Origin of the sequence: Micromonospora sp. NPDC005979 (assembly GCF_040614415.1) — a bacterium.
In the GTDB taxonomy this organism is placed as follows: domain Bacteria; phylum Actinomycetota; class Actinomycetes; order Mycobacteriales; family Micromonosporaceae; genus Micromonospora.
In genome coordinates this window covers 96,692-119,952 of the sequence record NZ_JBEXUR010000006.1, presented here as the reverse complement: position 1 = coordinate 119,952, position 23,261 = coordinate 96,692, and the positions used below count along the sequence as shown (strand labels likewise).

The following is a 23,261-nucleotide window of genomic DNA, read 5'->3' as shown; positions in this document are numbered from 1 at the left end:
GGACACCGATGCCGACCTCCCGAACCCGCGCACGTAGTGCCGCTGCCATCGCCGGCCTGCTGGTCGCGATGCTCGCCGCCGCTCCCGCCAGCGCCGACCCGTCCGACCGTCACCGTCCGACCCCACCCCACGTCGTCGGCACCGCCACGGTCCCGGCCTACTCGTACGCCAGCGCCATCCGGGAGAGCGTCTGGGTCGAGACCCGTACCGACAGCGACGGCGACGGCGTCCGCGACCGGGTCGCGGTGGACATCGTCCGGCCCCGGGAGGCCGCCGCCGCAGGGGTCCGCGTACCGGTCGTCATGGAGGCGTCGCCCTACTACCTCTGCTGCGGACGGGGCAACGAGGGCGAGTTCAAGGCGTACGACGCGTCCGGCGTCATCGCCTCGGTGCCCCTGTTCTACGACAACTACTTCGTCCCGCGTGGGTACGCCTTCGTCGCCGTGGATCTCGCCGGCACCGCCCGCTCGACCGGGTGCGAGGACGTCGGAGGCCTGGTCGAGGTGGGCAGCGCCCGGGCGGTGGTGGACTGGCTCAACGGCCGGGCTCGCGCGTACACGGCCGACGGGCGGCCGGTCGACGCCGGCTGGACCACCGGCCGCGTCGGCATGATCGGCAAGTCGTGGGACGGCTCGGTCGCCAACGGGGTCGCCGCCACGGGCGTGCCGGGCCTGGCCACCATCGTGCCCATCTCGGCGATCTCAAGCTGGTACGACTACGTGCGATACCAGGGGACGCTGGTGTCGACCGACTATCCCGGCTGGTTGCACTCGGTCGTCAGCAGCCGCCCGGAGGCCGCCTGCGCGGCGGTGCTCGCCCGGCTGCGGGCGGACAGCGCCGAGCAGACCGGCGACTACAACGGGTTCTGGGGCCAGCGCGACTACCGACCGTCGGCCGACCGGGTGCGGGCCAGCGTCTTCGTGGCACACGGTCTCAACGACCTGAACGTCACCACGAACCAGTTCGCCCGCTGGTGGCAGGAGCTGGCCGAGCGGGGCGTACCCCGCAAGCTGTGGCTCTCCCAGGCCGGCCACCAGGATCCGTTCGACGTACGACGCGCCGAGTGGGTGGCGACCCTGCACCGCTGGTTCGACTACTGGTTGCAGGAGTTGCCGAACGGGGTGATGGACGAACCGAGGGTCGACCTGGAGACCGCGCCCGGCAGGTGGACGACGCAGCGCGACTGGCCCGCGCCCGGCACCCGAAACGCGCGGGTTCCCCTCGGCGTCGGCGACGGTGTGACCGGCACCCTCGGCGGCCGCGGTGCGCGGCCCGGTCAGGAGCGGGCGTACGTCGACGAGGCACTGACCGAGGACGCGGTGGTCGCCGAGCCGAACAGCGCGGCCGCCGGCCGGCTGGTCTTCCTCTCCGGCCCGCTGGACGCCGCACTGCGGATCTCCGGCAGCGCGTCGGTGCGACTGCGCGTCCGGGTGGATCGGCCGACCACGCAGCTGAGCGCCCGCCTGGTCGACTACGGCACCGCCGAGCGGAGCTGGTTCGGGGCGGTGCGGACGCTGGACACCGAGTCCTGCTGGGGAGCGTCCACGCCGGCCGACGACGCCTGCTACCGCGACACCGAGGAGATCACCGAGGTGTCCGACCACGCGGTGCTGGCCCGGGGCTGGCTCGACGCCGCGCACCATCGTTCGCTGCGATTCACCACGCCGCTACGGGCGGACCGGTGGTACACGGTCACCGTGCCGCTGAACGCGTACGACGCGGTGGTGCCGGCCGGGCACGTCCTGGGCCTGGTGCTCGGTCAGAGCGACCCGGAGTTCACGATGGCCGAGGACCGGGACGCCACCGTCCGGGTCGACCTCGGGCGCAGCGAACTGGTCCTGCCGGTCGCCGGTCGGACCGGGTTGCCCGCCGTCGACGTCGCGCCGACGGTGGTCACCGCGCCCGCCGCGCCGTCGACGGCCGAATCGGCGCGCGTGGAGCGGGAGCGCCAACGGCCCTGATCCTGCCGTCCCGCTGTCGTGCCGTCACCCGCCGCCGCGATCCGCCGTGCCCTTCAACGGGCTCGGCCAGGGAGTTCACCGGGTACCCGTCCGCCGTACGGCGGGCGTTCACCGACCTCTTTGAGGCTCCTTGATCGAAAGAGCATTCGCTTGATCGAGGAGAGGCTCTGACGTGAGAGACAAGCAAGCCGAAGAGGTCGAGCGCGCGCAGTTGTCGCGGCGCAAGCTGGTCAAGTACGCGGGTGTCGGCGCGACGCTGGCCGCCGCGAGCCCGCTGGTGGGCGGCGGGGCGGCGTGGGCCGACGAGGAGCGCCGGCCGGGCGACGACGAGGGCGACCGGGGCGGTGTCAAGAACCGGTCGTGGCGCGCGGGTGACCACCACGTCCACTCCGAGTACAGCGGCGAGTTCGACACCACCAAGAGCCCGATCGTCTTCCACAAGGGCGCGGACGCGGTCTACCCGATCGTCACCAACGCCATCATGGCCAAGAACTTCGGCCTGACCTGGGCGATGTGCACCGACCACGGTGGACCGACGCACTCGAAGGTCAACATCGAGCAGGCGTACCCCGACCTGCTGCGCTCGCGCAAGCTCGTTCCCGAGGTGCTCCAGTTCTGGGGCATGGAGTTCGACGCGCCCTCGCTGGACCACCACACGCTGATGATCCCGCGCCACGACGACGAGGCGAAGCAGCTCTTCGAGCTGGAGAGCCGGTTCGCCAAGTACGACGCGTTCCCCACCGACCCGACCCGCGACACCGAGGCCAAGATGGTGGAGTTCCTCAAGGTCGCCCGGGGTATGCCGCACAAGCCGCTGGTGATCGCCCACCACGCCTCCCGTTCGGCGCCCGGCCTCGGCGTCTACGGCCAGGACACCCCGCGCGAGTTCCGTAACGGCAACAACGCCGCGCCCGACGTCTACATCGGGTTCGAGGGCGCGCCCGGTCACCAGGCCGGTCCGCTCAACGGCGGCAAGCGTGGCGGGTACGGCAACCACCCCACCTACGGCGGCTTCGACCAGATGACCGCACGGGTCGGTGGGCTCTGGGACTCGCTCCTCGGTGAGGGTCGGCGCTGGTGGATCACCGCGACGTCCGACTCGCACGTGCACTGGACGCGCGGCGGCTCGGACTTCTGGCCGGGGGAGTACAGCAAGACCTACGTGTACGCGCGCCAGGACTACGGCGACATCATGGACGGCCTGCGCAACGGCCGGATCTGGGTGACCACCGGTGACCTGATCCGCAGCCTCGACGTGAGCGCCACGTCGCAGGGCAAGACGGCCGAGGTCGGCGAGACCATCACGGTCAACCGTCGCAGCCGTACCGACGTCGAGATCGAGATCCGGTTCCGCCCGCAGGACGGGGTGAACGGCAACGGCGACCGGCCGGAGGTCCGCCGCGTCGACCTGATCGTCGGGCAGATCACCGGACCGAGCGCCAACCTGGACGCCGACACCAACCCCACCACCAAGGTGGTGGCCCGGTTCGGCCCGCGGGACTGGCGCCGGCAGGGTCACGACTACGTCATCCGGCACACCCTGCGCAACGTCGAGGCCGACACGTACGCCCGGGTGCGCGGCACCAGCACCGACGAGGCCGAGCCCCTCGCGGACGGCCTCGAGAGCCCGTGGGACGACCTGTGGTTCTACTCCAACCCGGTGTTCGTGCACGTCCGCTGATCCCACCCCGCCCTCCCTGTTGATCAAGAGGTTCGCGTCAGGATTCCGGCCCTCGGTGACGCGAACCTCTTGATCAACGAGGCTCCGTGGGTGGGGCGGGGTGGATGTGGGTTACCGCCTCGCAGAGGTTGCGGAGGGGGTCGGTGGCCTGGGTGGAGCAGGCCACTCTTTGCAGCAGGGTTCGCAGGGTCGTCGACTCGGTCGGCGTGAGCGACCCCAACAGGTGCGCCTCCACCCGTCGTAGCGCCTCGCGTCGCTGCTCCCAGGCCGCCCGCCCGGCGTCGGTGACGTCCACCAGTCGGCTGCGCCGGTCGGACGGGTCGGGCCGCCGGGCCACGAATCCGGGGCGTTCGAGGTCGTCGATCAGGTACGTCAGCACCGTGCGGTCGATCCCCAACTCCTCGGCGATCGCGCCCTGGTTGCGGCCCGGTCCGGTGGCCGAGGCGGTGAGCACCTGATAACCGCGCGGGCCGCCGGGAAAATCGGTCAGCACGTGCTCGGCCGCCCGGACGTAGCCACGAAAGACGATCCCCAGCATCCAGCCCAGGTCGTCGTCGAGCGGATCGGGCCGTTCCGGCCGGTCGGTGGCACCCGTCATACCCCGACGATAGCCGAAGTCACAGACCTTGTTGGCAGCAGATGTTCTGTCTGACATAAGGTTGGCCTCGCGACGCATCGCGCGACGCGGCGCGTACGACAGGAGGCTCGCATATGAGCGACTACGGCCACGACCTGGTCTTCGGCTCGTTCACCACGCCCGGGAACGACGACCCGGACCGCACCGTCGGGCTCGCCGTCCTGGCCGAGCAGGTCGGGCTGGACCTGGTCACCTTCCAGGACCACCCCTACCAGCCACGGTTCCTGGACACCTGGACCCTGCTGAGCTTCGTCGCCGCCCGGACCGACCGGGTGCACCTGTCCGCGAACGTCACCAACCTGCCGCTGCGCCCACCCGCCGTGCTCGCCCGCGGCGTCGCCAGCCTCGACCTGCTCACCGGAGGTCGGGTCGCGTTGGGCCTCGGCGCGGGCGCGTTCTGGGATGCCATCGAGGCGATGGGCGGGCGGCGGTTGACCCCCGGGCAGGGCGTCCGGGCGTTGGAGGAGGGGATCGACGTCCTCCGGCAGATGTGGGACGCCCAGGCGCGCGGCGGCGTGCGGGTCGACGGCGAGTTTCACCGGGTGGTCGGCGCGAAGCGCGGCCCGGCCCCGGCCCACGCGGTGCCGATCTGGCTCGGGGCGTACAAGCCGCGCATGCTCGCGCTCACCGGTCGCCGGGCCGACGGCTGGCTGCCCTCGCTCGGCTACCTCGAACCCGGTGACCTGGCCCGGGGCAACGCCATCATCGACGACGCGGCCCGCGAGTCCGGCCGCTCACCCGCCGACGTCCGCCGGCTGCTCAACATCTCCGGCACGTTCGCCGCCGTGGGCCGTGGGCCGTTGCACGGACCCGTCGAGCAGTGGGTGCGGGAGCTGACCGAGTTGGCGCTGGGGGACGGGGTGGGCACATTCATTTTGGCCAGCGACGACCCCGACGACCTGCGCCGGTTCGCCGGTGAGGTGGCGCCCGCCGTGCGCGAACTGGTGGCGACCGAGCGCGACCGGGTCGCCGCGTCGGTGCGTACCCCCGCCGAGGTCCTTGCGGACACCCAGCCGGCGGCGGTCGTCGCGCCCTCCGCGCCGCGGGCCCGGGCGCGGGTGAGCGCCGGCGCCTTCGCGGTCGTGCCGACCCCCGACGACGGCCGCCGGCTCAGCGACCGGCAGGTCTGGGACGAGGCGGCCCGCCCCACCGGGCCGACGCCCGACCCCACCCGCACCTACACCGCCCACGAGCAGGCCACCGGCCAGCACCTGGTGCAGGTGCACGACGGGCTGCGCGCCGAGCTGGCGCAGATCCACGACCTGATCGAGCAGGTCGCGGCGGGCGAGATCGACGCCGGAGCGGCGCGGTCGCAGATCAACACGATGACCATGCGGCAGAACCGGTGGACGTTGGGGGCGTACTGCGAGTCCTACTGCCGCATCGTCACCACCCACCACACCATCGAGGACCAGGCGCTCTTTCCGCGCCTGCGGCAGGCCGACCCTCGGCTGCGCCCGGTCGTCGACCGGCTGGAGCAGGAGCACCACGTGATCCACGAGGTGTTGGAGGGCGTCGACAAGGCGCTGGTGGCGTACGTCGGCGCGCCGGACGGGCTGGCCGAGCTGCGCGCCGCGGTGAACCTGTTGACCGACGCCCTGCTGTCGCACCTGAGCTACGAGGAGCGGGAACTGGTCGAGCCGCTCGCTCGCCTGGGGGTGAGCTGACCGGGTTGCCCCGACAGATCTGAGAGACTACTTTCGAAACATGTCTCTCAAGAATCCGTACGGGGATTTCGAGATCACCGAGCCGCAGGCCCTGCGGGCGTTGGCGCACCCCGTCCGCCTGGCCATCCTGGACCGGCTCCAGCGACACGGCCCGTCCACCGCCACCGGGCTGTCGCCGCACGTCGGGGCCACGCCGTCGGTGGTGAGCTGGCACCTGCGCCACCTCGCGACCTTTGGCCTGGTCACCGACGCCGAGGGCGGCACCAGCAAGCGGGAGCGCTGGTGGCAGGCGACCGCCCGCGGGTTCCGCTTCAGCCTGCCGGACGACGCCGAGGGACAGGCCGCGGCGCGGCAGCTCCGCGGCGAGATGTTCGCCCGGTACGCCGAGACGCCCCAGCACTGGCTGTTGCGGGAGGAGCCCCGGCTCGACGACACCTGGCGCGCGTTGGCCGGGGTGGCCGACACCTCGTTCATCGCCACTCCCGACGAGATGCGTCAGCTGGAGGAGGCGATCGAGAACCTGCTGGCCCCGTACGTGCGGCGCAAGGACGACGAGACACCCCCGGCCGGCGCGCAGGTCGTGCGGATGCTGCGCTACCTGCTGCCCGAGGCCGCCGACGACGAGTCCGCGTCATGACCGCCGTCGACGCCCCGACCGCACCGGCCCGGCACCGCGACCGGCGCTTCCGTACCTTCTGGATCGGTCAGACGATCACGGCGTTCGGCGACCGGATCAGCGAGCTGGCCCTGCCCCTGATCGCCGTCGCCCTGCTCGCCGCGACGCCCGTGCAGGTCAGTGTCCTCACCGCGCTGATCTGGCTGCCCAACCTGCTGGGCCTGCTCCTCGGCGCGTGGGTGGACCAGCGCACCCACAAACGCCGCCTCCTGATCATCGCGGACCTGGTCCGCGCCGTCGTACTGCTCAGCCTCCCGGTGGCGTACCTGTTCGGCGCGGTCACCCTGACCCAGCTCTACCTGGTGGCGCTGCTCACCGGCGCCGGAGCGGTGCTGTTCGCCCTGGGGCAGCAGGCGTTCTTCGTCGCCCTGGTGCCGCGCTCGGCGTACGTGGAGGCCAACAGCAAACTCAGCGTGAGCCGGTCCCTGTCGTTCATCGTCGGCCCGGCCGTCGGCGGCGGGCTCGTCCAGGCGCTCAGCGCGCCGGTGGCGATCCTCGTCGACGCGGTGTCCTTCCTCTTCTCCGCGCTGCTGCTGCGTCGTATCCCGGTCACCGAACCCCCGCCACCGCCACGGCAGACGTCCACGCTCGGCATGGTCCGCGAGGGCATGACGCTGGTGCTGCGCCACCCGGTGCTGCGCGCCGCGCTCGGCTGCACCAGCACCGTCAACTTCTTCACCTTCATCGCCTCGGCGCTGCTGGTGCTCTACGCCAACCGGGAACTCGGCCTGTCGGCCGGCGCGATCGGCGTCGCGTTCGGCGTCGGAGCGCTCGGCGGCCTGGCCGGCGCGGCCCTGGCGCCCCGCATCTCGCGCGCCATCGGGCTCGGCCGGACGGCGATGATCGGCGCGGTGGTGTTCCCCGCCCCGCTGGCGCTGACGGCGCTGATCAACGGCCCGACCTGGGCGAAGGTGGCCATGCTCGCGGCCATCGAGTTGGTGTCCAGCGTCGGCGTGATGCTGATGGACGTCAACCTCAACGCCCTGCTCGCCGCCGTCACCCCGGACGACGCGCGCGGTCGTCGAGCGGGCGCGTACAGCGCCGTCAACTACGGCATCCGGCCGCTTGGCGCGCTGGTCGGCGGCGCGCTCGGCACCACCCTCGGACTGCGGCCGACCCTTGTCGTCGCCGGACTGGGCGGTGTGCTCGCCGTGCTGTGGCTGCTCGCGTCCCCGGTACGCCACATCAGGACCCTCGACAGCGTCACGCCGTGATCGTCCCGGCCCGGCCGTCGCCCGGCTTGTGCCGCTCCTGACTGGCCGTCGCCGGGCTTGTGCCGCTCCTGACTGGCCGTCGCCCGCCTTGTGTCGCTCCTGACTGGAGGCAACTGCCTCCCGAAGCGTGATGCCGGTGAGTCATCTTGATGACTCACCGGCATCACGCTCGTCGCACCGATAGCCCCTCGAGCCGACCTGGACGGCGTGCCGGCACCGGCCGCCGGTCAGCTCGCCTCCGCCGCGAGCAGCGCGGCCAACTCGGCGGGCTGGGAGAACATCGGCCAGTGACCGGTGGCCATCGTGAGGAGCCGCCAGCGCTCGCTGGCGAGCAGCGTCTCCACGATGTCGTTGGGCTCGGGCCCGTCGAGCAGGCACTTGACGTACGTCGTCGGCAACTCGCCCAGCGAACGGGTCAGCACGGCCGGCTCGGTCAGCGAGGGCCCCGGATGCGGGGTGGCGCCCTTGAGCAGCCGCGCGATCTGCTCGTCGGTGAGACCCTGACCGTCGAACTCGGCCGGGGCGAGCGGCGGCCAGTCGCCGCCGTTGTCGGCGAGCACCGACTCGAACGCCGCCTGACCCTGCCACCAGCCGGATGCGAACGACCCGCCGTCGACCGGCACCTCCGAGTCGAGGAAGACCACGCGGGTCAACCGGTCGCCGATCCGCTCGGCGGCCTGCCCCACCGGGATGCCCGAGTAGCTGTGCCCGACGAGCACCACGTCACGCAGGTCGCGGCGTTCGATCTCGTCGACGATGTCCCGCACGTGGGTCTGCTGGCCGGCCGGCACCCCCTGCCTCTCGGCGAGACCGGAGAGGGTCAGGGGAAAGGTCTGGTGGCCGGCCGGCCGCAGAGGCGGCGTCACCTCGTCCCACGCCCAGGACCCCAACCACGCTCCTGCCACCAACACCAGATCAGCCATGGCCGGAACCCTACTGCGGCCCTGCGACAGGTTCGCGCGTCACGACCAGGTCCGGGCCTGGGCGTCGAACACCTCGGGTGGACTCTCGACCGGCAGGACGCAGAGCAGGTGCCCGCCGGGCGCGCGCAGGATGCGGCACTCCATCCACCGCGTCACCTCGGTGGCGCCCAGGCCGACCAGCCGGTCGGTCTCGGCCGGCACGTCGTCGGTCTCGATGTCGAGGTGGTAGCGCGGCGCGTCGTCGACGGCCTGGACGGCGGTGACCAGGCCCGGCAGCGCCTCGTGCAGACCCACGAACTGCGGCTCCTCCGGGTGGGACCGGGTCCCGACGCCCAGGGCCGCCGACCAGAACTCCGCCGCCCGCGCGGCCTCGGCCTCGGGCGCGTCGATGAGCAACGCGTACACACGACTTCGATGCATGCGAGGCAGGATATCGACGACTCCTACCCTCTGCTGGTCGCGCCGAGGTGAGCGGCGATCTGGGCCGGTATCGGGTAGGGAGTCTCGACCGGTAGAAGGTCGGTCGCCGCCCGCTCATCGCCGGCCCGGACCAGCTCGTGTACACGGTGGACGGTGGGGGTGATGTCGGTGACGGCGACGATCCAGTCGTCGACGTACCGGGCGACCGCCGCACCGGACAACCCGACCTGCAGCGACCGGTAGGGCAGAGCCGCCATGCGCACCGTCCGTTCCGGGTCCCACTGCACCCGTACCGGGCTGCTCCTCAACTGCTGCGACCAGGCCGCCCGGTCACTGTGCACGTCCCGGTCGTAGTGGCTCAGGCAGGCGCGCGTCAGCGCCCACTCGAAGCCCTCCCGGGCGATGTCGATCGACAGCACGCGCTCCTGGCCGGGCTTGGTGGCCCAGCCGCAGCGGTACATCATCCACCGGAACGACGGCTTGATCCAGGTCATTCGGTCCCGCTTGAAAGGGGCCACGAAGCGCCCGGCGGCCACCGCCGGTAGCGCGACCTCCGGAGGGTACGCCTGGTACACGGTGATGGTGTCGGCCGAATGTTGAGCGCGGATCTGACGGGCGGGAACGGACACGCCGCGATCCTCGCCCATCGGGCCCGGCCCGCTCCACCGGAATACCGCCGTCAGGCGTGGTCCGTCGGTGGCGGGCCGGCGTCGACCGGCATCCGGTAGATCCGGATGGGGTAGGCGACGGCCGGGTGCCCGCCGTTGAACCCGGCCGTCAGGTGCAGCTGTGCCGCCGGCAGCCAGAGTTGCCCCTCGGTGTCGAGCCACATCGCGTCCACCCAGTTCAGGCGTGGGTCCGCGACGAGCGTACGGACGCTGCGGTCCGGCCCCACCGCGAGGATGCGGCGGTTCTCGACGTCGCTCACGTAGATGGTGCCGCGCGCGTCGATGGCCGTGCCGCCGGTGCTCGGGGTGTCCGACCAGGGCTCGACCCGCCGGGCCAACTCCTCGGCCGACAGCGTCGGGTCGTCCAGCCACCGGGTGCCGATCCGGGACATCCCACCCGAGGCCGGCTGGTAGTACAGCCACCGACCGTCCGGCGACACCTCCAGTTGGTCGGTGTGCAGGCGCACCTCGGCGCCGCCGGGATTCCGTAGTGCCCGGCCGTCGGCGACCACCGGCCCGCCCACCGTGCTCGGGTGCCCGTCCAACACCCGTCGGCACCCACCCGAGTCGAGATCCACGACGATGAGACCGGGAGCGCCGGCGTCGGTGACGTACGCCGTGCGGTCGTGGAACCGGACGTCGTCGACGTAGCTGTGCGGACGTACCGCGCCGTCGAGGTGATAGACCCGGTCCACCCGGTCGCCGTCGACGTCGACGACGAGCAGCCGCGCCCCACCGGGCAGCTGGTCACCGCCGAGCTGCGGCGCGCCCGAATCGACGATCCACAGTCGACCGTCCGGGCCGGCGCGCAACCCGTTGACGTGCACGAAGGTCCCGTCCGGCGGTTGGTCCGGCGCGTTCCACGCGGCGTCCGGGTACGGGTTGCGACGGCCGTCCGGCAGCGCCTCCACCACCTGCACACCCGGCCTGTCCGCCGACGGGTAGCTCAGGAAGATCCGCCCCCGCAGCGTGGTCACACCAGTGCACACCCGATCCTCGGCGAGCACCGGTGTCAACCGGGGGTCCTCCTCGGTTCCCCGCAGAGACATGGGTCCGCTCCTCGCGCCACGGGCGACGTCGCCGTAGCCGTCGATGGTCCGCCGTTGGCGCGGTATCCCCGTGCCGGCCCCGGCGAAACTCCGGCCTCGCGCCGGGTGCCCTCAGCCGGGCCGGTCGACAAGTGCGACGAGCCGCTTGGGCGCCTGCACGCAGTAGCTCTCGGTGAGTAGCTCGCCCACCTCGTCCCAGTCGGTGTCCGCGTCCAGGACCATGCCCAGCACGTTCGGGCTCCAGTCCGGCTTGTAGAAGGGATGGCCGATGCTCAGGAGACCAGCGATCTCGTCGAGCGGCGATCGGAAGACCAAGAGGCAGGCCGGACGGTCGAGCGCGGCGGCGCGCGCGTGCACCGCCTGACGGTCGGGGTCGACGGTGAGCACATGGGCGAACGTGCGTCGTCGGATCCGCCAACGCGTGCCCACCCAGGCCGGCTCCTCGTACGTCTCCGGCAATCCGCGGCAGACCGGGCGCAGCCGGTCGAGAACCTCGGGGTCGACGTCTCCGGGTGCGGTCACGGGCAGGGACCCTAGTCGGCGGGTACGACAACGACGCCCGCCGTGGGGCGGCGGTGGTGTGCTCCCGGCGCATCGGTCAGGATGGGTCGGGGTCGACGCCGGCCGCCCCCGACCCGACACCCCCGAACCCCGCCGAGGAGTTTCGTGCCCTCCACCCTGCTGTCCCGCCGTGACCTGGACTTCCTGCTGCACGACTGGCTGCGGGTGTCGCACCTCGTCGAGCGTCCCCGCTACGCCGAGCACTCCCGGGAGACCTTCGACGACGCCCTGGACCTCGCCGAGCGGGTGGCAACCGACCAGTTCGCCCCGCACAACCGGGCCGCCGACCTCGCCGAGCCCACGGTCGACGGGAACCGGGTGCGGACGATCCCGGAGATCGCGGCGGCGTTGCGCAGTTTCGCCGAGACGGGCCTGCTCACCGCCGCTATGGACGACTCCGTCGGTGGTCTGCAACTGCCGCATGCCGTCGCCGCGGCCTGCTTCGCCTGGTTCCAGGCGGCCAACGTGGCCACCTCCGCGTACCCGCTGCTGACCCTGGGCAACGCCAACCTGCTGCTGGCGCACGGCAGCGCCGAGCAGGTCGACACCTACGTCCGGCCGATGCTCGAGGGCCGGTTCTTCGGCACCATGTGCCTGTCCGAGCCGCACGCCGGCAGCTCACTGGCCGACATCGTCACCCGGGCCGAGCCGCAGTCCGACGGCACGTACCGCCTGTTCGGCACCAAGATGTGGATCTCCGGTGGCGATCACGAGCTGGCCGAGAACATCGTCCACCTGGTGTTGGCGCGGATACCCGGCGGTCCGCCCGGGGTGAAGGGCATCTCGCTGTTCGTCGTACCCAAGGTGCTGGTCGGCCCGAACGGCTCGCTGGGGGAGCGCAACGACGTGGCGCTGGTCGGACTCAACCACAAGATGGGGTTTCGCGGCACCACCAACGCGCTGCTCAGCTTCGGCGACGGCGGGCACGCCCCGGGCGGCCAGTCCGGCGCGGTGGGCCACCTGGTCGGCGCGCCCCACCAGGGACTGGCCCAGATGTTCCACATGATGAACGAGGCCCGGATCGGCGTCGGGGCCGGCGCCACCGCGCTGGGCTACACCGGCTACCTCAAGAGCCTGGCGTACGCCCGGGAACGGCCGCAGGGCCGACCGGTCGGCGCGAAGGACCCGGCCACGCCGCAGGTGCCGATCATCGACCACCCCGACGTACGCCGGATGTTGCTGGCGCAGAAGAGCTACGTGGAGGGGGCGCTCGCCCTGGTGCTCTACTGCGCCCGGCTGCTCGACGAGGAGAGGACCGCGCCGGCCGACACCGACCGCGAACGGGCGCACCTGCTGTTGGACGTGCTCACCCCGATCGCCAAGAGTTGGCCGTCGCAGTGGTGCCTGGCGGCGAACGACCTGGCCATCCAGGTCCTCGGCGGCGCCGGCTACACGCGCGACCACGACGTGGAGCAGCACTACCGCGACAACCGGCTCAACCCGATCCACGAGGGCACCCACGGGATCCAGGCGCTGGACCTGCTGGGGCGCAAGATGACCATGCGCGGCGGCGCGGGCCTGCTCCTGCTGACCGAGACGATGGGGGCCACCGTCGCGCGGGCGCGGCTGGCCGGCGGCGAGGCCGCTGAACTGGCCGAGCGGCTGGACACGGCGGTGCGACGGATCACCACCGTCACCCGGCGGCTCTGGGCCGGCGGCGACCCGGTGCTCGCCCTGGCCAACGCCAGCGCGTACCTCGAGGCGGTCGGGCACGTGGTGGTCGCCTGGATCTGGCTCGAACAGGTGCTGGCGCTGCCGCCCGCCGACAGCGGCGATTCCTTCCACGCCGGGAAGCGACAGGCCGCCGGCTACTTCTTCAGTGTCGAACTGCCCCGCACGGGACCCCAGTTCGACCTGCTGGACAGCCTCGACCGCACCGCGCTCGACATGCGCGCGGACTGGTTCTGACCGTCAGCGTCGACGGCCCTGGTGGTGCATGGCCTGCCGCCCCTTGACCACACCCAGGATGATCACGATCACCAGCGCGATCAGACCGATGATGATCAGCCAGCGGACGGCCTCAAGAATCAGCCCGAGCAGAATCAGCACGCCAGCCACCACGCCGACGACCCAGAGCAGGGCACGCATCGCGACCTCCCGTAACTCGGCCGCGGCGCGAGATGCGGCGACCCCAGGCCCGACCTTCCCGCCCCCGCGAAACCCAAACACGCCCCGGACGCCCAGCCCGCCGCGATCTTGCATTTTCTGTCCCGACGAAAGGGACTTAAGCCCGCAGATCACCAACAGAATCTGCAAGATCGGCGGGGCGAGGGCGAGGGCGAGGGCGGCGCGGCGGCGCGGCGGCGCGGCGGCGGTGGGGGTCAGGTGCGGGCGACGTAGACGGTGTTGGCGGACTGGCCGCCGGTCAGCGGGTTGGCGAACGGCACGACGTGCGCCCGTACGGTCGTGAACACCTTCCCGAGCGCCGTGGTGAACCCGTCGTCCGGTGGGTCGTCGGACCAGAGCGCGAAGACACCCTCCGGACGGAGCAGCGCGGCGAGCCGACGGAGCCCGTCCGGTGTGTAGAACGGCGCGTGGCTCGGGTGCAGGACGTTGCGCGGTGAGTGGTCGACGTCGAGGAGGACCGCGTCGAAGCGTCGCCCGGGCGCTTCGGCGTCGAACCCCTCGTCGCCCGCCACGGCGGCGAAGAAGTCGGCCCGCACGAACCGGGTCCGCGGGTCCTCGGCCAGCCCGGCCGCGAAGGGCAGCAGCCCTCGCCGGTGCCAGTCGATGACGTCCTCGATGGCCTCCACGACCAGCAGCGCCCGTACCCGTGGGTCGGCCAGCGCGGTGCACGCCGTGTAGCCCAGTCCGAGGCCGCCGACCACCACGTCGAGCGTGTCACCGGCCAGTTCGGCGAGGCCGAGGCGGGCCAGCTCGATCTCGGCGACGGGGAAGAGGCTGGACATCAGGTACTCGTCGTCGAGCTTGACCTCGTACACCTCGACCTGGAGCGCCGGGTCGCGACGCCGCCGCAGGCTGATCGCGCCGATCGGTGTCCCCCGCCAGGCCAGTTCCTCGAAACGCGCGCCCACGGTGCCCTCTCGCCGCCGGATTCGTCCCCGAATGGTACCGACCGGGTTCCGCCCCGCCACGCAGGGTCCACGGGACATCGACGCAGCGCATATCCTGTGCCCGGTCGAACCAGCGGAAGGGACCCCATGCCGTCGCGGCAGGATCAGCTGCACTCCTACCAGTTCAGCGTCCAGCGGGCGGTCGCCGCGCTGGTGATGCGGGAGACCGACCCGGCCCAGTCGCCGTTCCGACGGCTGGCGGGCGCGGGCCTGGCCAGCGTCCTCGTCGCGGTGATCGGGCTCGGGGGTGCGGCGCTGTACGGCCTGTTCGCCGGTGGTGGCAAGGGCTGGCGGGACCCGGGCGCGGTGATCGTCGAGAAGGAGTCCGGCGCCCGTTTCGTGTACCGCGAGGAGAAGCTGCACCCGGTGCTCAACTACGCCTCGGCGTTGCTGATCGTCGGGGCGGACCGGTCGAAGACGGTACTGGTCTCCCGGCGGTCGATCGACGGAGTGCCGCGCGGCCTGCCACTGGGCATCGCCGACGCGCCGGACTCGTTGCCCGCACCGGGTCGCCTCGCGAAGTCGCCCTGGACGGTCTGCTCGACGACGGCCGACGCGGACTCCCGTTCGGCGCTGCTCATCGGCGTCGACCCCGACGGCGGCCGGCCCCTCGGCGACGAGGCGCTGCTGCTCCGCCATCCGGATGGCGACCTGCACCTCGTGTGGCACCAGCGTCGTTACCTGATCCGCGATCCCAACCGGGTGCTGGCCGCGCTCGCGACCACCCGGACGCGGGCGGTGCCCGTCGCGCCGGCACTGCTCAACGCCCTCCCCGCCGGGGTCGACCTGGCCCCGCCGCAACTGCCCGGCGAGGGACGGCCCTCCGCCCGGGTGCCGGGCGCCACCATCGGGCAGGTCTACCTGGTCCGCAACTCCGGCGGCGGCCGGCAGTACGCGGTGGCGCTCGACGACGGGTTGGCCGGGATCACCGAGTTGCAGGCCGGGCTGCTGTTGGCCCGGACCGGGCAGGGGGAGTCGGAGCCGATGACGTTGGGTCGGTTCGCCGCGCTGCCCACGATGCCCGATCTCGCCCCGAGCGGCCCGACCGCTCCGCCGCCCGCCCCGCCCCGGCTCGCCGCCACCGACGAGGCGGCGATCTGCGCCCGTGTCGGCGACGACGACGCGGGCGAGGTGCGGTGGGGCGTACACCTGCCGGACCTGGCGGCCGTTCCGCGGACCGCGCCGTCCGGCGGCGCGGCGCTGGCCGACCACGTGGTGGTGCAGCCCGGTGGCGGCGCGGTGGTCGAGGCCGCCGCGGCGCCCGGCGCGTCCGGAGGGGCGGTGTCCGTGGTCACCGACCTGGGCCGGCGGTACGTGCTGGCCGACCGGGAGGTGCTGGCGATGCTCGGCTATCGCGACGTGCGACCGGTGCGGCTGCCCGCCGGCCTGGTCAGTCTCGTGCCGGCGGGGGCGACCCTCGACCCGGCCGCGGCCCGGGCCGTCGCCGCTCCGTCCTGACGCCGCTCGGGCCGTTCGCCGCGCCGTCCCGACGCCGCCCGGGCGTCAGGTTGCCGGCCGGCGCAGGACACTGACCGCGAAGGGCGCGTCGTCCCGCCACGGGCGCAGATCCCAGGTGGCGAAGCGGTGTTCGAGGCGCAGCCCGGCGGCGACCGCGTCGGCGTCGAACGCGGTCAGCGGGTAACCGCGTTCGGTGCCGAAGCCCACCGCCAGGACGCCGTCCGGGCGCAGGTGCCCGGCGAGGCGGCGCAGCACCTCCGGCTCGGTGCCGACGGCGACGAACGCGAGCACGTTGCCGGCGAGTACGGCGGCGTCGAACGGCTCGCCCTCTCCCATGGCCGGCAGGTCCAGGTCGGCCAGGTCGGCGACGAGCCAGCGCGGACCGGGATGATCGGCGCGGGCGGCCTCCACCAGGACGGGGTCGGCGTCCACCCCGACGACGGTGTGCCCGCGCTGCGCCAGGGCCGCGCCGACCCGACCGGTGCCACTGCCGGCGTCCAGGATCCGGGAGCCGGGCTCGACCAGCGTGTCCACCAGTCGGGCCTCGCCGGCCAGGTCGGCGCCCTCGGCGGCGAGTTTGCGGAACCGGTCGACGTACCACTGCGAGTGCTCCGGACCGGTGTCGGTCGCCCAGCGGGTCGGATTGGCCATACGGCCCACGGTAACCGGGTCGGCCGGGGCCGGGCTGGCGGGTGCGCCGATCGGTGGCGGCTCAGCCCTTCTCCGCGCCGCTGGTCAGGCCCTCGGTCAGCAGCCGTTCACTGGCGAAGAAGAGGATCACGATGGGCAGGGTGAGGACGACCGACCCGGCCATCAGCACCGTCTTGGGCACCTCCACGCCGTCGGAGAGCAGCGACAGGCCGAGCGAAACCGTCCAGCGGTCGGGTTTGTCGACCAGGAACAGCAGGGCGAACAGAAACTCGTTCCAGGCGATCATGAAGTCGTAGAGCGCGACCGCCATGATCGACGGCATCGCGAGGGGCAGGCTGACCCGGCGGATGATGCCGAGCCGACCGGCGCCGTCGATGGCCGCGGACTCCTCCAGGCTGACCGGGATGGTCTCGAAGTAGTTCTTCAGCATGTAGACCGACACCGGCAGGGTCTGCGAGACGTAGACCAGCACCAACCCGAACAGCGAACCGCGCAGCCCGGCGAGGCTGAACACCACGAACAGCGGGATCGCGATGACGATCGAGGGGAACAGGTAGACCGCCAGGAACAGGAAGTCGACCTGCCGCCGACCGAAGAACCGCAGCCGGGCCACCGCGTACGCGCCGGGGATCGCGACGAACAGCGTGAGGACGGTCGCCGCGACCGCCACCAGGGCGCTGTTGCGGATGAAGGTGAGGAATCCCTGGCCGCCGTCGTCGGTGGCCTTGAGGACCTCGGCGTACGTGGCCACGGTCAGCTCGCCGAAGCCGACGACCAGCGCGCCCGGGTCGAGCAGCAGCCGCTCGATGGGGCGTACCGAGAGCACGAGCATGTAGTAGAAGGGGAAGACGGTGACCACCAGGAACGCGGCGATCACCAGGCGGCGCAGCCAGCGCAGGCTCACCGTCTCGACCATGTCCCGGTCCATCAGCCGACCCTCCGTCCGAAGAAGCGCAGGTAGATCAGCACGAACACGATGAGCACCACGGCCAGCACGACCGCCTGCGCGGCAGCGGCCCCGACGTCGGTACGGGCGGTGAGGAACTCGTAGACCCGGACGCTGACCACCTCCGTGCCGGCGGCCCCGCCGGTGAGCAGGTAGACGTCGTCGAACTTGTTGAACGTCATGATGAAGCGCAGCACGCCCAGCAGGGCGATCACCGGCAGCAGCTGCGGCAGCAGGATGTGCCGGAACCGCTGGGTGGGGGTGGCCCCGTCGACGCGGGCGGCCTCCTCCAGGTCGCCGGGCACCGCCTGGAGACGGGCCAGCAGGAACAGGAACGCGAACGGGAAGTACCGCCACGCCTCGAAGGTGATGACCGTGGCCAGCGCGGTCGATTCCTGGGTGAGGAACGGCACCGGCGCGTCCCAGCCCAACAGGCGCTGCCCCCAGTGGTTCACGATGCCGAGCTGCGGGTCGAGCATCACCTGCCAGACGAAGGTCACCGCGACCACCGGCGCCACGTACGGCAGCAGCATGGAGGCCCGTACGAGGGTGCGACCGCGGAACGGCCGGCGGACGACGAGCGCGGCGATCAGGCCGAGCACGATCGACCCGACGGTGCCGCCGACGCTGTAGAGCAGCGTGACCCAGAGCGTGTCGGCGAAGCCGGGGGTGTGCAGCACCCGGTCGATGTTGTCCAGGGTCAGCTCGCCGAACAGGCCGGTCTTGCGCAGGGTGGCGAGCCGGACCCGCTGGAAGGCGAGCACCACGGTCCAGACGATCGGGATGCCGATGACGACGATGGTGACGAGCAGGGTCGGCGCGACCAACGCCAGCCCGGCGCGGGACTCTCGGCGGCGCAGCGTCAGCGGTCGACGACGCGCCCGCTCCGGCCGCTCGTCGGTGGGGGAGCGGCCGGGCGCGGTGGTGGTCAATTGACGCCTGCCTTGATCGCCTCGACATCCTTCCGGGCCCGACCGGCGGCGGCCGCCGCGTCGGTCTTGCCGGCGGTGAGGTCACCCAGCACCTTGGGCACCGGAAGTTCACCGAGCATCGCGCCGACCAGCTTTCCCTGGCCCTGGCTGAGCCCCCAGCGCCCGAACGTGTCCGGGCTGCGCCGCAGGGTGGCGAGCACGTCGTCGCCGTACACGTCGGTGAGGGGCTTCTTGGTGTCCACGCCGGCCGGGCTGGTGGTCCAGGCGGTCAGGAACGCCTCCGGCTCGGCCGGGGTTCCCTTGCGCACCGGGAAGCGGCCCTCGGGGGACATGCCGAACCAGCGAGGGTATCCGTCGCCGAGCAGGTACTCCACGAAGGACTTGGCCGGGTCGGTCACCGCGCCGTCCAGCACCGCCCACGAGCTGATCTCGCCGTACTGCGCGGGTTCGGTGCCGTTCGGACCCATGATCGCGGTGACGAACCCGCTGTTCTTGGCGAGGAACGCCGGGTCGCCCTGGCACTGCGGGCACGTCGGCTTGGCGTCGTTCCGCAGCCCGGCCAGCTCGTCGAGGATGAACGGCGACCAGATCACCATGGCCGCCTTGCCGGCGAAGTAGGTGGCCCGGGTGGTGTCGACGTCCTGCGCGCCCTTGACGGAGCTGGTGCGGATGAGGTCGCCGTAGAAGCGGAACGCCTCGACGCACTGCGGGGAGTCGAGGGTGACGGCGCCGGAGTCGTCGGTGAGCTGGCATCCGTTGGCCAGGGCCAGGTGCTCGAAGGTCTGTTGGGTGAACACGTCGCTCGCCGAGGTGGCGGCGGTGATGCCGGCGACCCCGCCGGTGTTGAGCTTCGTCGCGGCGGTGGCGATCCGCTCGTACGTGTCGGGGGCGGGCAGGCCGGCGGCGTCGAACAGGTCCTTGCGGTAGACCAGCAGTTGCCCCCACCCGTCGCTGGGCACGGAGAGCTGCTTGCCGTCGTCGGAGGTGAGTTCCAACGCCCGGGGGGAGAACGTCTGCCGGCCCAGCGCGTCGACGACCTCCGCGTTCGCCGAGGCGTGCAGCAGCTCGTTGCCCGCGAGCGTACGGATGCCGGCCAGGGAGACCGAACCGACCACGTCGGGCAGCTCACCGGCGGCGGCGTTTGCGGCGATCAGCGAGGGGAACTGGTCCTCGTTGACGGTGACGAGGTCGACCTGGATCCCGGTCTTGGTGGTGAAGTCGGCGATGATCGCCTTGGTGGCGGTGACGCGGTCGGCGACGTCCTCCAGGCTCCACACGGTGATCTTCTTGCTGTTGCTGTCGGACCCGTCGTCTCCGCAGGCCAGCAAGGTGGACGTGGTCAGTGCCAGGATCAGGGTGGTGGCGAGTATCCGCCTCGGAGGTGCTGACATCGGTGGCACTCCTCTCGAAGGGTACAAGAGGGATCCAACACCTTCGATTGATCAATAGCAAGACATATGGCTATTTTTTGGTTATCCTGGAGCCCAGTGCTACCGGGATGTGACACATGGGCAACTGGGTGGTCTCCCTCGCCGGGCCTCGACAGATCAGTCTCGAGCCCTGCCCGCCAGATCCGCTCGGTCCCGGCCAGGTCCGGGTCCGCACCTGCTACTCGGGCATCTCCGCCGGCACCGAGCTGACCCTCTACCGGGGCAGCAATCCCCGGCTCCGCAAGGACTGGGACGACACCGCCCGCATGTTCGTCCCCCGTCAGGCCCCCGTGCCGTACCCGTTGGTCGGCTTCGGCTACGAGGAGGTCGGCGAGGTCGTCGAGGTGGCCGCCGAGGTCGCCGACCGGTATCCGGGCCAGCTCGTGTGGGGCATCTGGGGGCACCGCGCCGAGGCCGTGCTCCCCGCCGACGCGGTCCGTCCCCTGCCCGTCGGGCTGGACCCGCTCGCTGCGGTCTTCGCCCGGCCCGGGGCCATCGCGTTGACCGCCGTGCTCGCCGGCGACCTGCACCTGGGCGACTGGGTCGGCGTCTTCGGGCAGGGCGTCATCGGGCTGCTCGCCACCCGCCTCGCGGCGCTGTCCGGCGCCCGGGTGGTGGCCGTCGACCGGGTGCCCGGCCGGCTGGCCCACGCCACCCAGTACGGCGCACGGACCACCGTGGACGCCGAGGTCCGGTCCGCCGCCGCCGTGCTGCGCGAGGCCACCGGCGGCCGGGGCGCGGACGTCTGCCTGGAGCTGTCCGGGGCGTACCCGGCGCTGCACGAGGCGATCCGCTCCACCGCGCACGCCGGCCGGGTCGTGGCCGCCGGCTTCTACCAGGGCCAGGCCGACGGGCTCGGCCTCGGCGAGGAGTTCCACCACAACCGCATCCAGCTGGTGGCCGCCCAGGTCTCCGGACCCACCCCCGCGCCGAGCATGGCCGGCCGGTGGACCGGTGACCGGGTGGCACAGACCTTCATGGAGCTGGTGGCCGACCGCAGCGTCGACCCGCTGCCGCTGGTCAGCCACATCGTCGACGCCAGCGCGGTCGCCGACGCCCTCGCGCTGCTCGACCGCGGCGCCGGTGACGTCCTCCAAGTGGTGTTGAGGTTCTAGATGACCACCATCGCGCTCGCCTGCCAGGAACAACTCCTGCCGGGCACCAACCTGATCCAGAAGTACGCCCTCGCCACCGCGCTCGGCTACCAGGGCATCGAGCTGCGCGGTCGCGGTGACCTCGCGTTCGCCCGCCGCCTGCCCGAGCTGCGCCGGGCCCGCGCCGCCGGCGTGGTGATGCCCACCGTCTGCGTCGAGATGACCCACTTCATCGGCGACTTCGACCCCGCCCGGTCCGCCGACGCGGTCCGCAACCTGCGCTCCCAACTCTCGGTCATCGCCGAGCTGGGCGGCATCGGGGTGATGACCCCCGCCGCGTGGGGGATGTTCTCCCGGCGGCTGCCGCCCTTCGAACCGCCACGCCCGCCGGCCGGCGACCGGCAGGTGCTCCTGGACGCCCTCGGCGAGCTGGGCGAACACGCCCGGGCCGAGGGGGTCACCCTGTTCCTCGAACCCCTCAACCGGTACGAGGACCACATGGTCAACCGGCTCGACGAGGCGGTCGCCCTGTGCGCCGCCCTCGGGCTGCCCTCGGTCCGGGTGGTCGCCGACACCTTCCACATGAACATCGAGGAGGACGACCCACACCGGGCGCTGCGCGCCGCCGCGCCGTACCTCGGACACGTGCAGGTCAGCGACTCCAACCGGTACCAGCCCGGCGCCGGGCACCTGGACTGGCCGGGCCTTGTGCGGACCCTGCTGGAGCTGGACTACTCAGGCTGGCTGTCCCTCGAATGCCGGCTACGCGGCGACCCCGTCCGCGCCCTCGGCGAGGCCGTCACGGTGCTGCGGCACGCGCTGCCCCGCCGGGCCGCCGCATGACCGCCGACGCCGTACCCGCCCGCATCGGTGGTACGGCCGAGCCGGCCGGGCTGAGCCGGCTGGCCGTCGCCACCCTCGACGCGAACTGGGAACACGACCACACGGTGCCGTCGCGCACGCTCTACCCGCACCAGTGGAGCTGGGACTCGGCGTTCATCGCGATCGGGCTGGCCCACGTCCGGCCCGGGCGGGCCTGGCGAGAGCTGGCGAGTCTGTTCCGGGCGCAGTGGGCCGACGGACGGGTGCCACACATCGTGTTCAACCCGGCGCTGCGGGTCGGCGCGTACTTCCCCGGCCCGCAGCTGTGGCGCTCGGCCGACGTGCCGGGCGCCCCGGGGGTCGACACCTCCGGCCTCGTCCAGCCGCCGGTGCACGCGCTCGCCGCGCTGCTGGCCTACCGGCGGGCGCCCGACCAGAGTGGCCTGGCCGCCCTGCGCCGGCTCTACCCGGCGCTGGTCGCCCAGCAGCGCTATCTGGCCGAGCGTCGGGATGTGGCCGGCGGCGGGCTGGTGTGCGTCGTGCACCCGTGGGAGTCCGGTCTGGACAACAGCCCCGCCTGGGACGAGCCGATGGCCGCGGTCGACGCCGAGGCGGCCGTCATGCGCGCGTACCGCCGGCACGACACCGCGCACGCCGACGCCGCGCACCGCCCCACGGACCTGGACTACGCGCGCTACCTGGCGATCGTCGCGGCCTACCGCGACCACGGCTACGCCGACCGCCAACTGGCCGACGACCATCCGTTCCTGGTGGAGTGCCCGCTTTTCAACGCCGCGTTCGGCTCCGCCGAGCACGCGCTTGCCGACATCGCCACGCTGATCGGCGTCGACCCGGGCCCACACCGGGTCCGCGCGGACCGTGTCACCGAGGCGTTGGTACGACGGCTGTACGACCCGGTCACCGGCACGTTCCAACCCCGCGACCTGCGCACCGGCCGGCTCGTCGGCGCGCGTACCGTGCTCGGGCTCGCGCCGCTGCTGCTGCCCAACCTGCCTGCCCGGCAGGTCGACGCGCTCGTGGCCGAGGCGACGTCGGCGCGCTTCGGGGTGGCCGAGCGGATGGATCGGCCGCTGCCCAGCCACGACCGCACCGCGGCCGACTTCGAGCCGCTGCGCTACTGGCGGGGGCCGAGCTGGCTGAACATCGGCTGGCTGGTGCGGCGCGGGCTGACCACCCACGGCCACCCGGAGCTGGCCGCCGGCCTACGCCGTTCGATGATCGATCTGGTGGCCGGCGCGGGCTGCCACGAGTACTTCCACCCCGATACGGGGGCCGGGCTGGGCTCACCGTCGTTCGGTTGGACCGCCGCGCTCCTGCTCGACCTGCTCGCCGCGTGAATGTTCTCACCGGCGTCAGGTGGTAGCGTGCGCGCTCCC

General features: G+C 72.3%; 22 protein-coding genes. 10 read left to right on the top strand and 12 right to left on the bottom strand.

The window, feature by feature from the left end:
• The first annotated feature begins 8 nt into the window (after positions 1–8).
• Positions 9–1,961, top strand: coding sequence for a Xaa-Pro dipeptidyl-peptidase (locus ABZ272_RS12525; RefSeq protein ID WP_355050035.1), 1,953 nt, complete (start codon positions 9–11; stop codon positions 1,959–1,961).
• A 172-nt stretch (positions 1,962–2,133) separates the two neighbouring features.
• Entirely contained in the window at positions 2,134–3,642 is a 1,509-nt protein-coding gene (locus ABZ272_RS12520; protein ID WP_355050034.1) for a phosphoesterase, read from the top strand.
• A 73-nt stretch (positions 3,643–3,715) separates the two neighbouring features.
• Here the strand turns inward: ABZ272_RS12520 and ABZ272_RS12515 are convergent, their stop codons facing one another.
• The gene (locus ABZ272_RS12515) at positions 3,716–4,240 is read right to left on the bottom strand and encodes a MarR family winged helix-turn-helix transcriptional regulator (protein ID WP_355050033.1); all 525 of its coding nucleotides are present in this window, start codon (positions 4,238–4,240) and stop codon (positions 3,716–3,718) included.
• Positions 4,241–4,353: 113 nt separating this feature from the next.
• On the opposite strand from ABZ272_RS12515, the gene ABZ272_RS12510 reads away from it, so the two are divergent.
• From ABZ272_RS12510 to ABZ272_RS12500, 3 genes are read left to right on the top strand one after another with little or no spacing between them, the layout of a single operon-like run.
• Positions 4,354–5,946, top strand: coding sequence for an LLM class flavin-dependent oxidoreductase (locus ABZ272_RS12510; protein ID WP_355050032.1), 1,593 nt, complete (start codon positions 4,354–4,356; stop codon positions 5,944–5,946).
• A 40-nt stretch (positions 5,947–5,986) separates the two neighbouring features.
• Positions 5,987–6,583: a helix-turn-helix domain-containing protein gene (locus ABZ272_RS12505; protein WP_355050031.1), complete on the top strand. Its 597-nt coding sequence runs from the start codon at positions 5,987–5,989 to the stop codon at positions 6,581–6,583.
• A complete protein-coding gene (locus tag ABZ272_RS12500; RefSeq protein WP_355050030.1) occupies positions 6,580–7,836 on the top strand; it encodes an MFS transporter in 1,257 nt (418 codons plus the stop codon). Before ABZ272_RS12505 ends, ABZ272_RS12500 begins: the two co-directional genes overlap by 4 nt.
• Positions 7,837–8,063: 227 nt before the next feature.
• Here the strand turns inward: ABZ272_RS12500 and ABZ272_RS12495 are convergent, their stop codons facing one another.
• The 5 genes from ABZ272_RS12495 to ABZ272_RS12475 form a co-directional block, all read right to left on the bottom strand.
• On the bottom strand, positions 8,064–8,759 hold the full coding sequence (locus tag ABZ272_RS12495; protein ID WP_355050029.1) for an alpha/beta hydrolase: 696 nt from the start codon (positions 8,757–8,759) through the stop codon (positions 8,064–8,066).
• Positions 8,760–8,798: 39 nt separating this feature from the next.
• Positions 8,799–9,179 carry a VOC family protein gene (locus tag ABZ272_RS12490; RefSeq protein WP_355050028.1) on the bottom strand — a complete coding sequence of 127 codons (381 nt, stop codon included), beginning with the start codon at positions 9,177–9,179 and terminating at the stop codon, positions 8,799–8,801.
• 23 nt (positions 9,180–9,202) lie between these two features.
• Positions 9,203–9,808 (bottom strand): DUF4291 domain-containing protein, encoded by a 606-nt coding sequence (locus ABZ272_RS12485; protein ID WP_355050027.1) that lies wholly within the window; start codon positions 9,806–9,808, stop codon positions 9,203–9,205.
• 50 nt (positions 9,809–9,858) lie between these two features.
• A complete protein-coding gene (locus ABZ272_RS12480) occupies positions 9,859–10,896 on the bottom strand; it encodes an L-dopachrome tautomerase-related protein (RefSeq protein WP_355050026.1) in 1,038 nt (345 codons plus the stop codon).
• Positions 10,897–11,007: 111 nt separating this feature from the next.
• A complete protein-coding gene (locus ABZ272_RS12475; RefSeq protein ID WP_355050025.1) occupies positions 11,008–11,418 on the bottom strand; it encodes an MmcQ/YjbR family DNA-binding protein in 411 nt (136 codons plus the stop codon).
• A 144-nt stretch (positions 11,419–11,562) separates the two neighbouring features.
• Here ABZ272_RS12475 and ABZ272_RS12470 point away from each other — a divergent pair, with 144 nt between their 5' ends.
• Positions 11,563–13,365: an acyl-CoA dehydrogenase gene (locus ABZ272_RS12470; protein ID WP_355050024.1), complete on the top strand. Its 1,803-nt coding sequence runs from the start codon at positions 11,563–11,565 to the stop codon at positions 13,363–13,365.
• 3 nt (positions 13,366–13,368) lie between these two features.
• Here ABZ272_RS12470 and ABZ272_RS12465 read toward each other — a convergent pair whose 3' ends face one another.
• Both ABZ272_RS12465 and ABZ272_RS12460 read right to left on the bottom strand, forming a co-directional pair.
• A complete protein-coding gene (locus ABZ272_RS12465) occupies positions 13,369–13,545 on the bottom strand; it encodes a hypothetical protein (RefSeq protein WP_355050023.1) in 177 nt (58 codons plus the stop codon).
• Between the two features lie 233 nt (positions 13,546–13,778).
• Positions 13,779–14,492, bottom strand: a complete 714-nt coding sequence (locus tag ABZ272_RS12460; RefSeq protein WP_355050022.1) for a spermidine synthase — start codon at positions 14,490–14,492, stop codon at positions 13,779–13,781.
• 126 nt (positions 14,493–14,618) lie between these two features.
• Between ABZ272_RS12460 and eccB the strand changes: the two genes are divergently transcribed.
• On the top strand, positions 14,619–15,989 hold the full coding sequence (gene eccB, locus ABZ272_RS12455; protein WP_355050021.1) for a type VII secretion protein EccB: 1,371 nt from the start codon (positions 14,619–14,621) through the stop codon (positions 15,987–15,989).
• A 45-nt stretch (positions 15,990–16,034) separates the two neighbouring features.
• On the opposite strand, the gene ABZ272_RS12450 is transcribed toward eccB, so the two are convergent.
• The 4 genes from ABZ272_RS12450 to ABZ272_RS12435 all read right to left on the bottom strand — a co-directional run bounded on the left by ABZ272_RS12450 (position 16,035) and on the right by ABZ272_RS12435 (position 19,909).
• Entirely contained in the window at positions 16,035–16,640 is a 606-nt protein-coding gene (locus tag ABZ272_RS12450; protein ID WP_355050020.1) for a class I SAM-dependent methyltransferase, read from the bottom strand.
• Between the two features lie 61 nt (positions 16,641–16,701).
• Positions 16,702–17,568: a carbohydrate ABC transporter permease gene (locus tag ABZ272_RS12445; protein ID WP_355050019.1), complete on the bottom strand. Its 867-nt coding sequence runs from the start codon at positions 17,566–17,568 to the stop codon at positions 16,702–16,704.
• Positions 17,568–18,518, bottom strand: a complete 951-nt coding sequence (locus tag ABZ272_RS12440) for a sugar ABC transporter permease (protein WP_355050018.1) — start codon at positions 18,516–18,518, stop codon at positions 17,568–17,570. The genes ABZ272_RS12445 and ABZ272_RS12440 overlap by 1 nt, the downstream gene beginning before the upstream one ends.
• Complete coding sequence (locus ABZ272_RS12435; RefSeq protein WP_355050017.1) at positions 18,515–19,909, bottom strand: extracellular solute-binding protein; 1,395 nt, start codon at positions 19,907–19,909, stop codon at positions 18,515–18,517. Before ABZ272_RS12435 ends, ABZ272_RS12440 begins: the two co-directional genes overlap by 4 nt.
• Positions 19,910–20,025: 116 nt before the next feature.
• Here ABZ272_RS12435 and ABZ272_RS12430 point away from each other — a divergent pair, with 116 nt between their 5' ends.
• From ABZ272_RS12430 to ABZ272_RS12420, 3 genes are read left to right on the top strand one after another with little or no spacing between them, the layout of a single operon-like run.
• The gene (locus tag ABZ272_RS12430) at positions 20,026–21,063 is read left to right on the top strand and encodes a zinc-binding alcohol dehydrogenase (protein WP_355050016.1); all 1,038 of its coding nucleotides are present in this window, start codon (positions 20,026–20,028) and stop codon (positions 21,061–21,063) included.
• Positions 21,064–21,885 (top strand): sugar phosphate isomerase/epimerase family protein, encoded by an 822-nt coding sequence (locus ABZ272_RS12425; protein ID WP_355050015.1) that lies wholly within the window; start codon positions 21,064–21,066, stop codon positions 21,883–21,885.
• On the top strand, positions 21,882–23,222 hold the full coding sequence (locus ABZ272_RS12420) for a hypothetical protein (RefSeq protein ID WP_355050014.1): 1,341 nt from the start codon (positions 21,882–21,884) through the stop codon (positions 23,220–23,222). The genes ABZ272_RS12425 and ABZ272_RS12420 overlap by 4 nt, the downstream gene beginning before the upstream one ends.
• Positions 23,223–23,261: the final 39 nt, after the last annotated feature.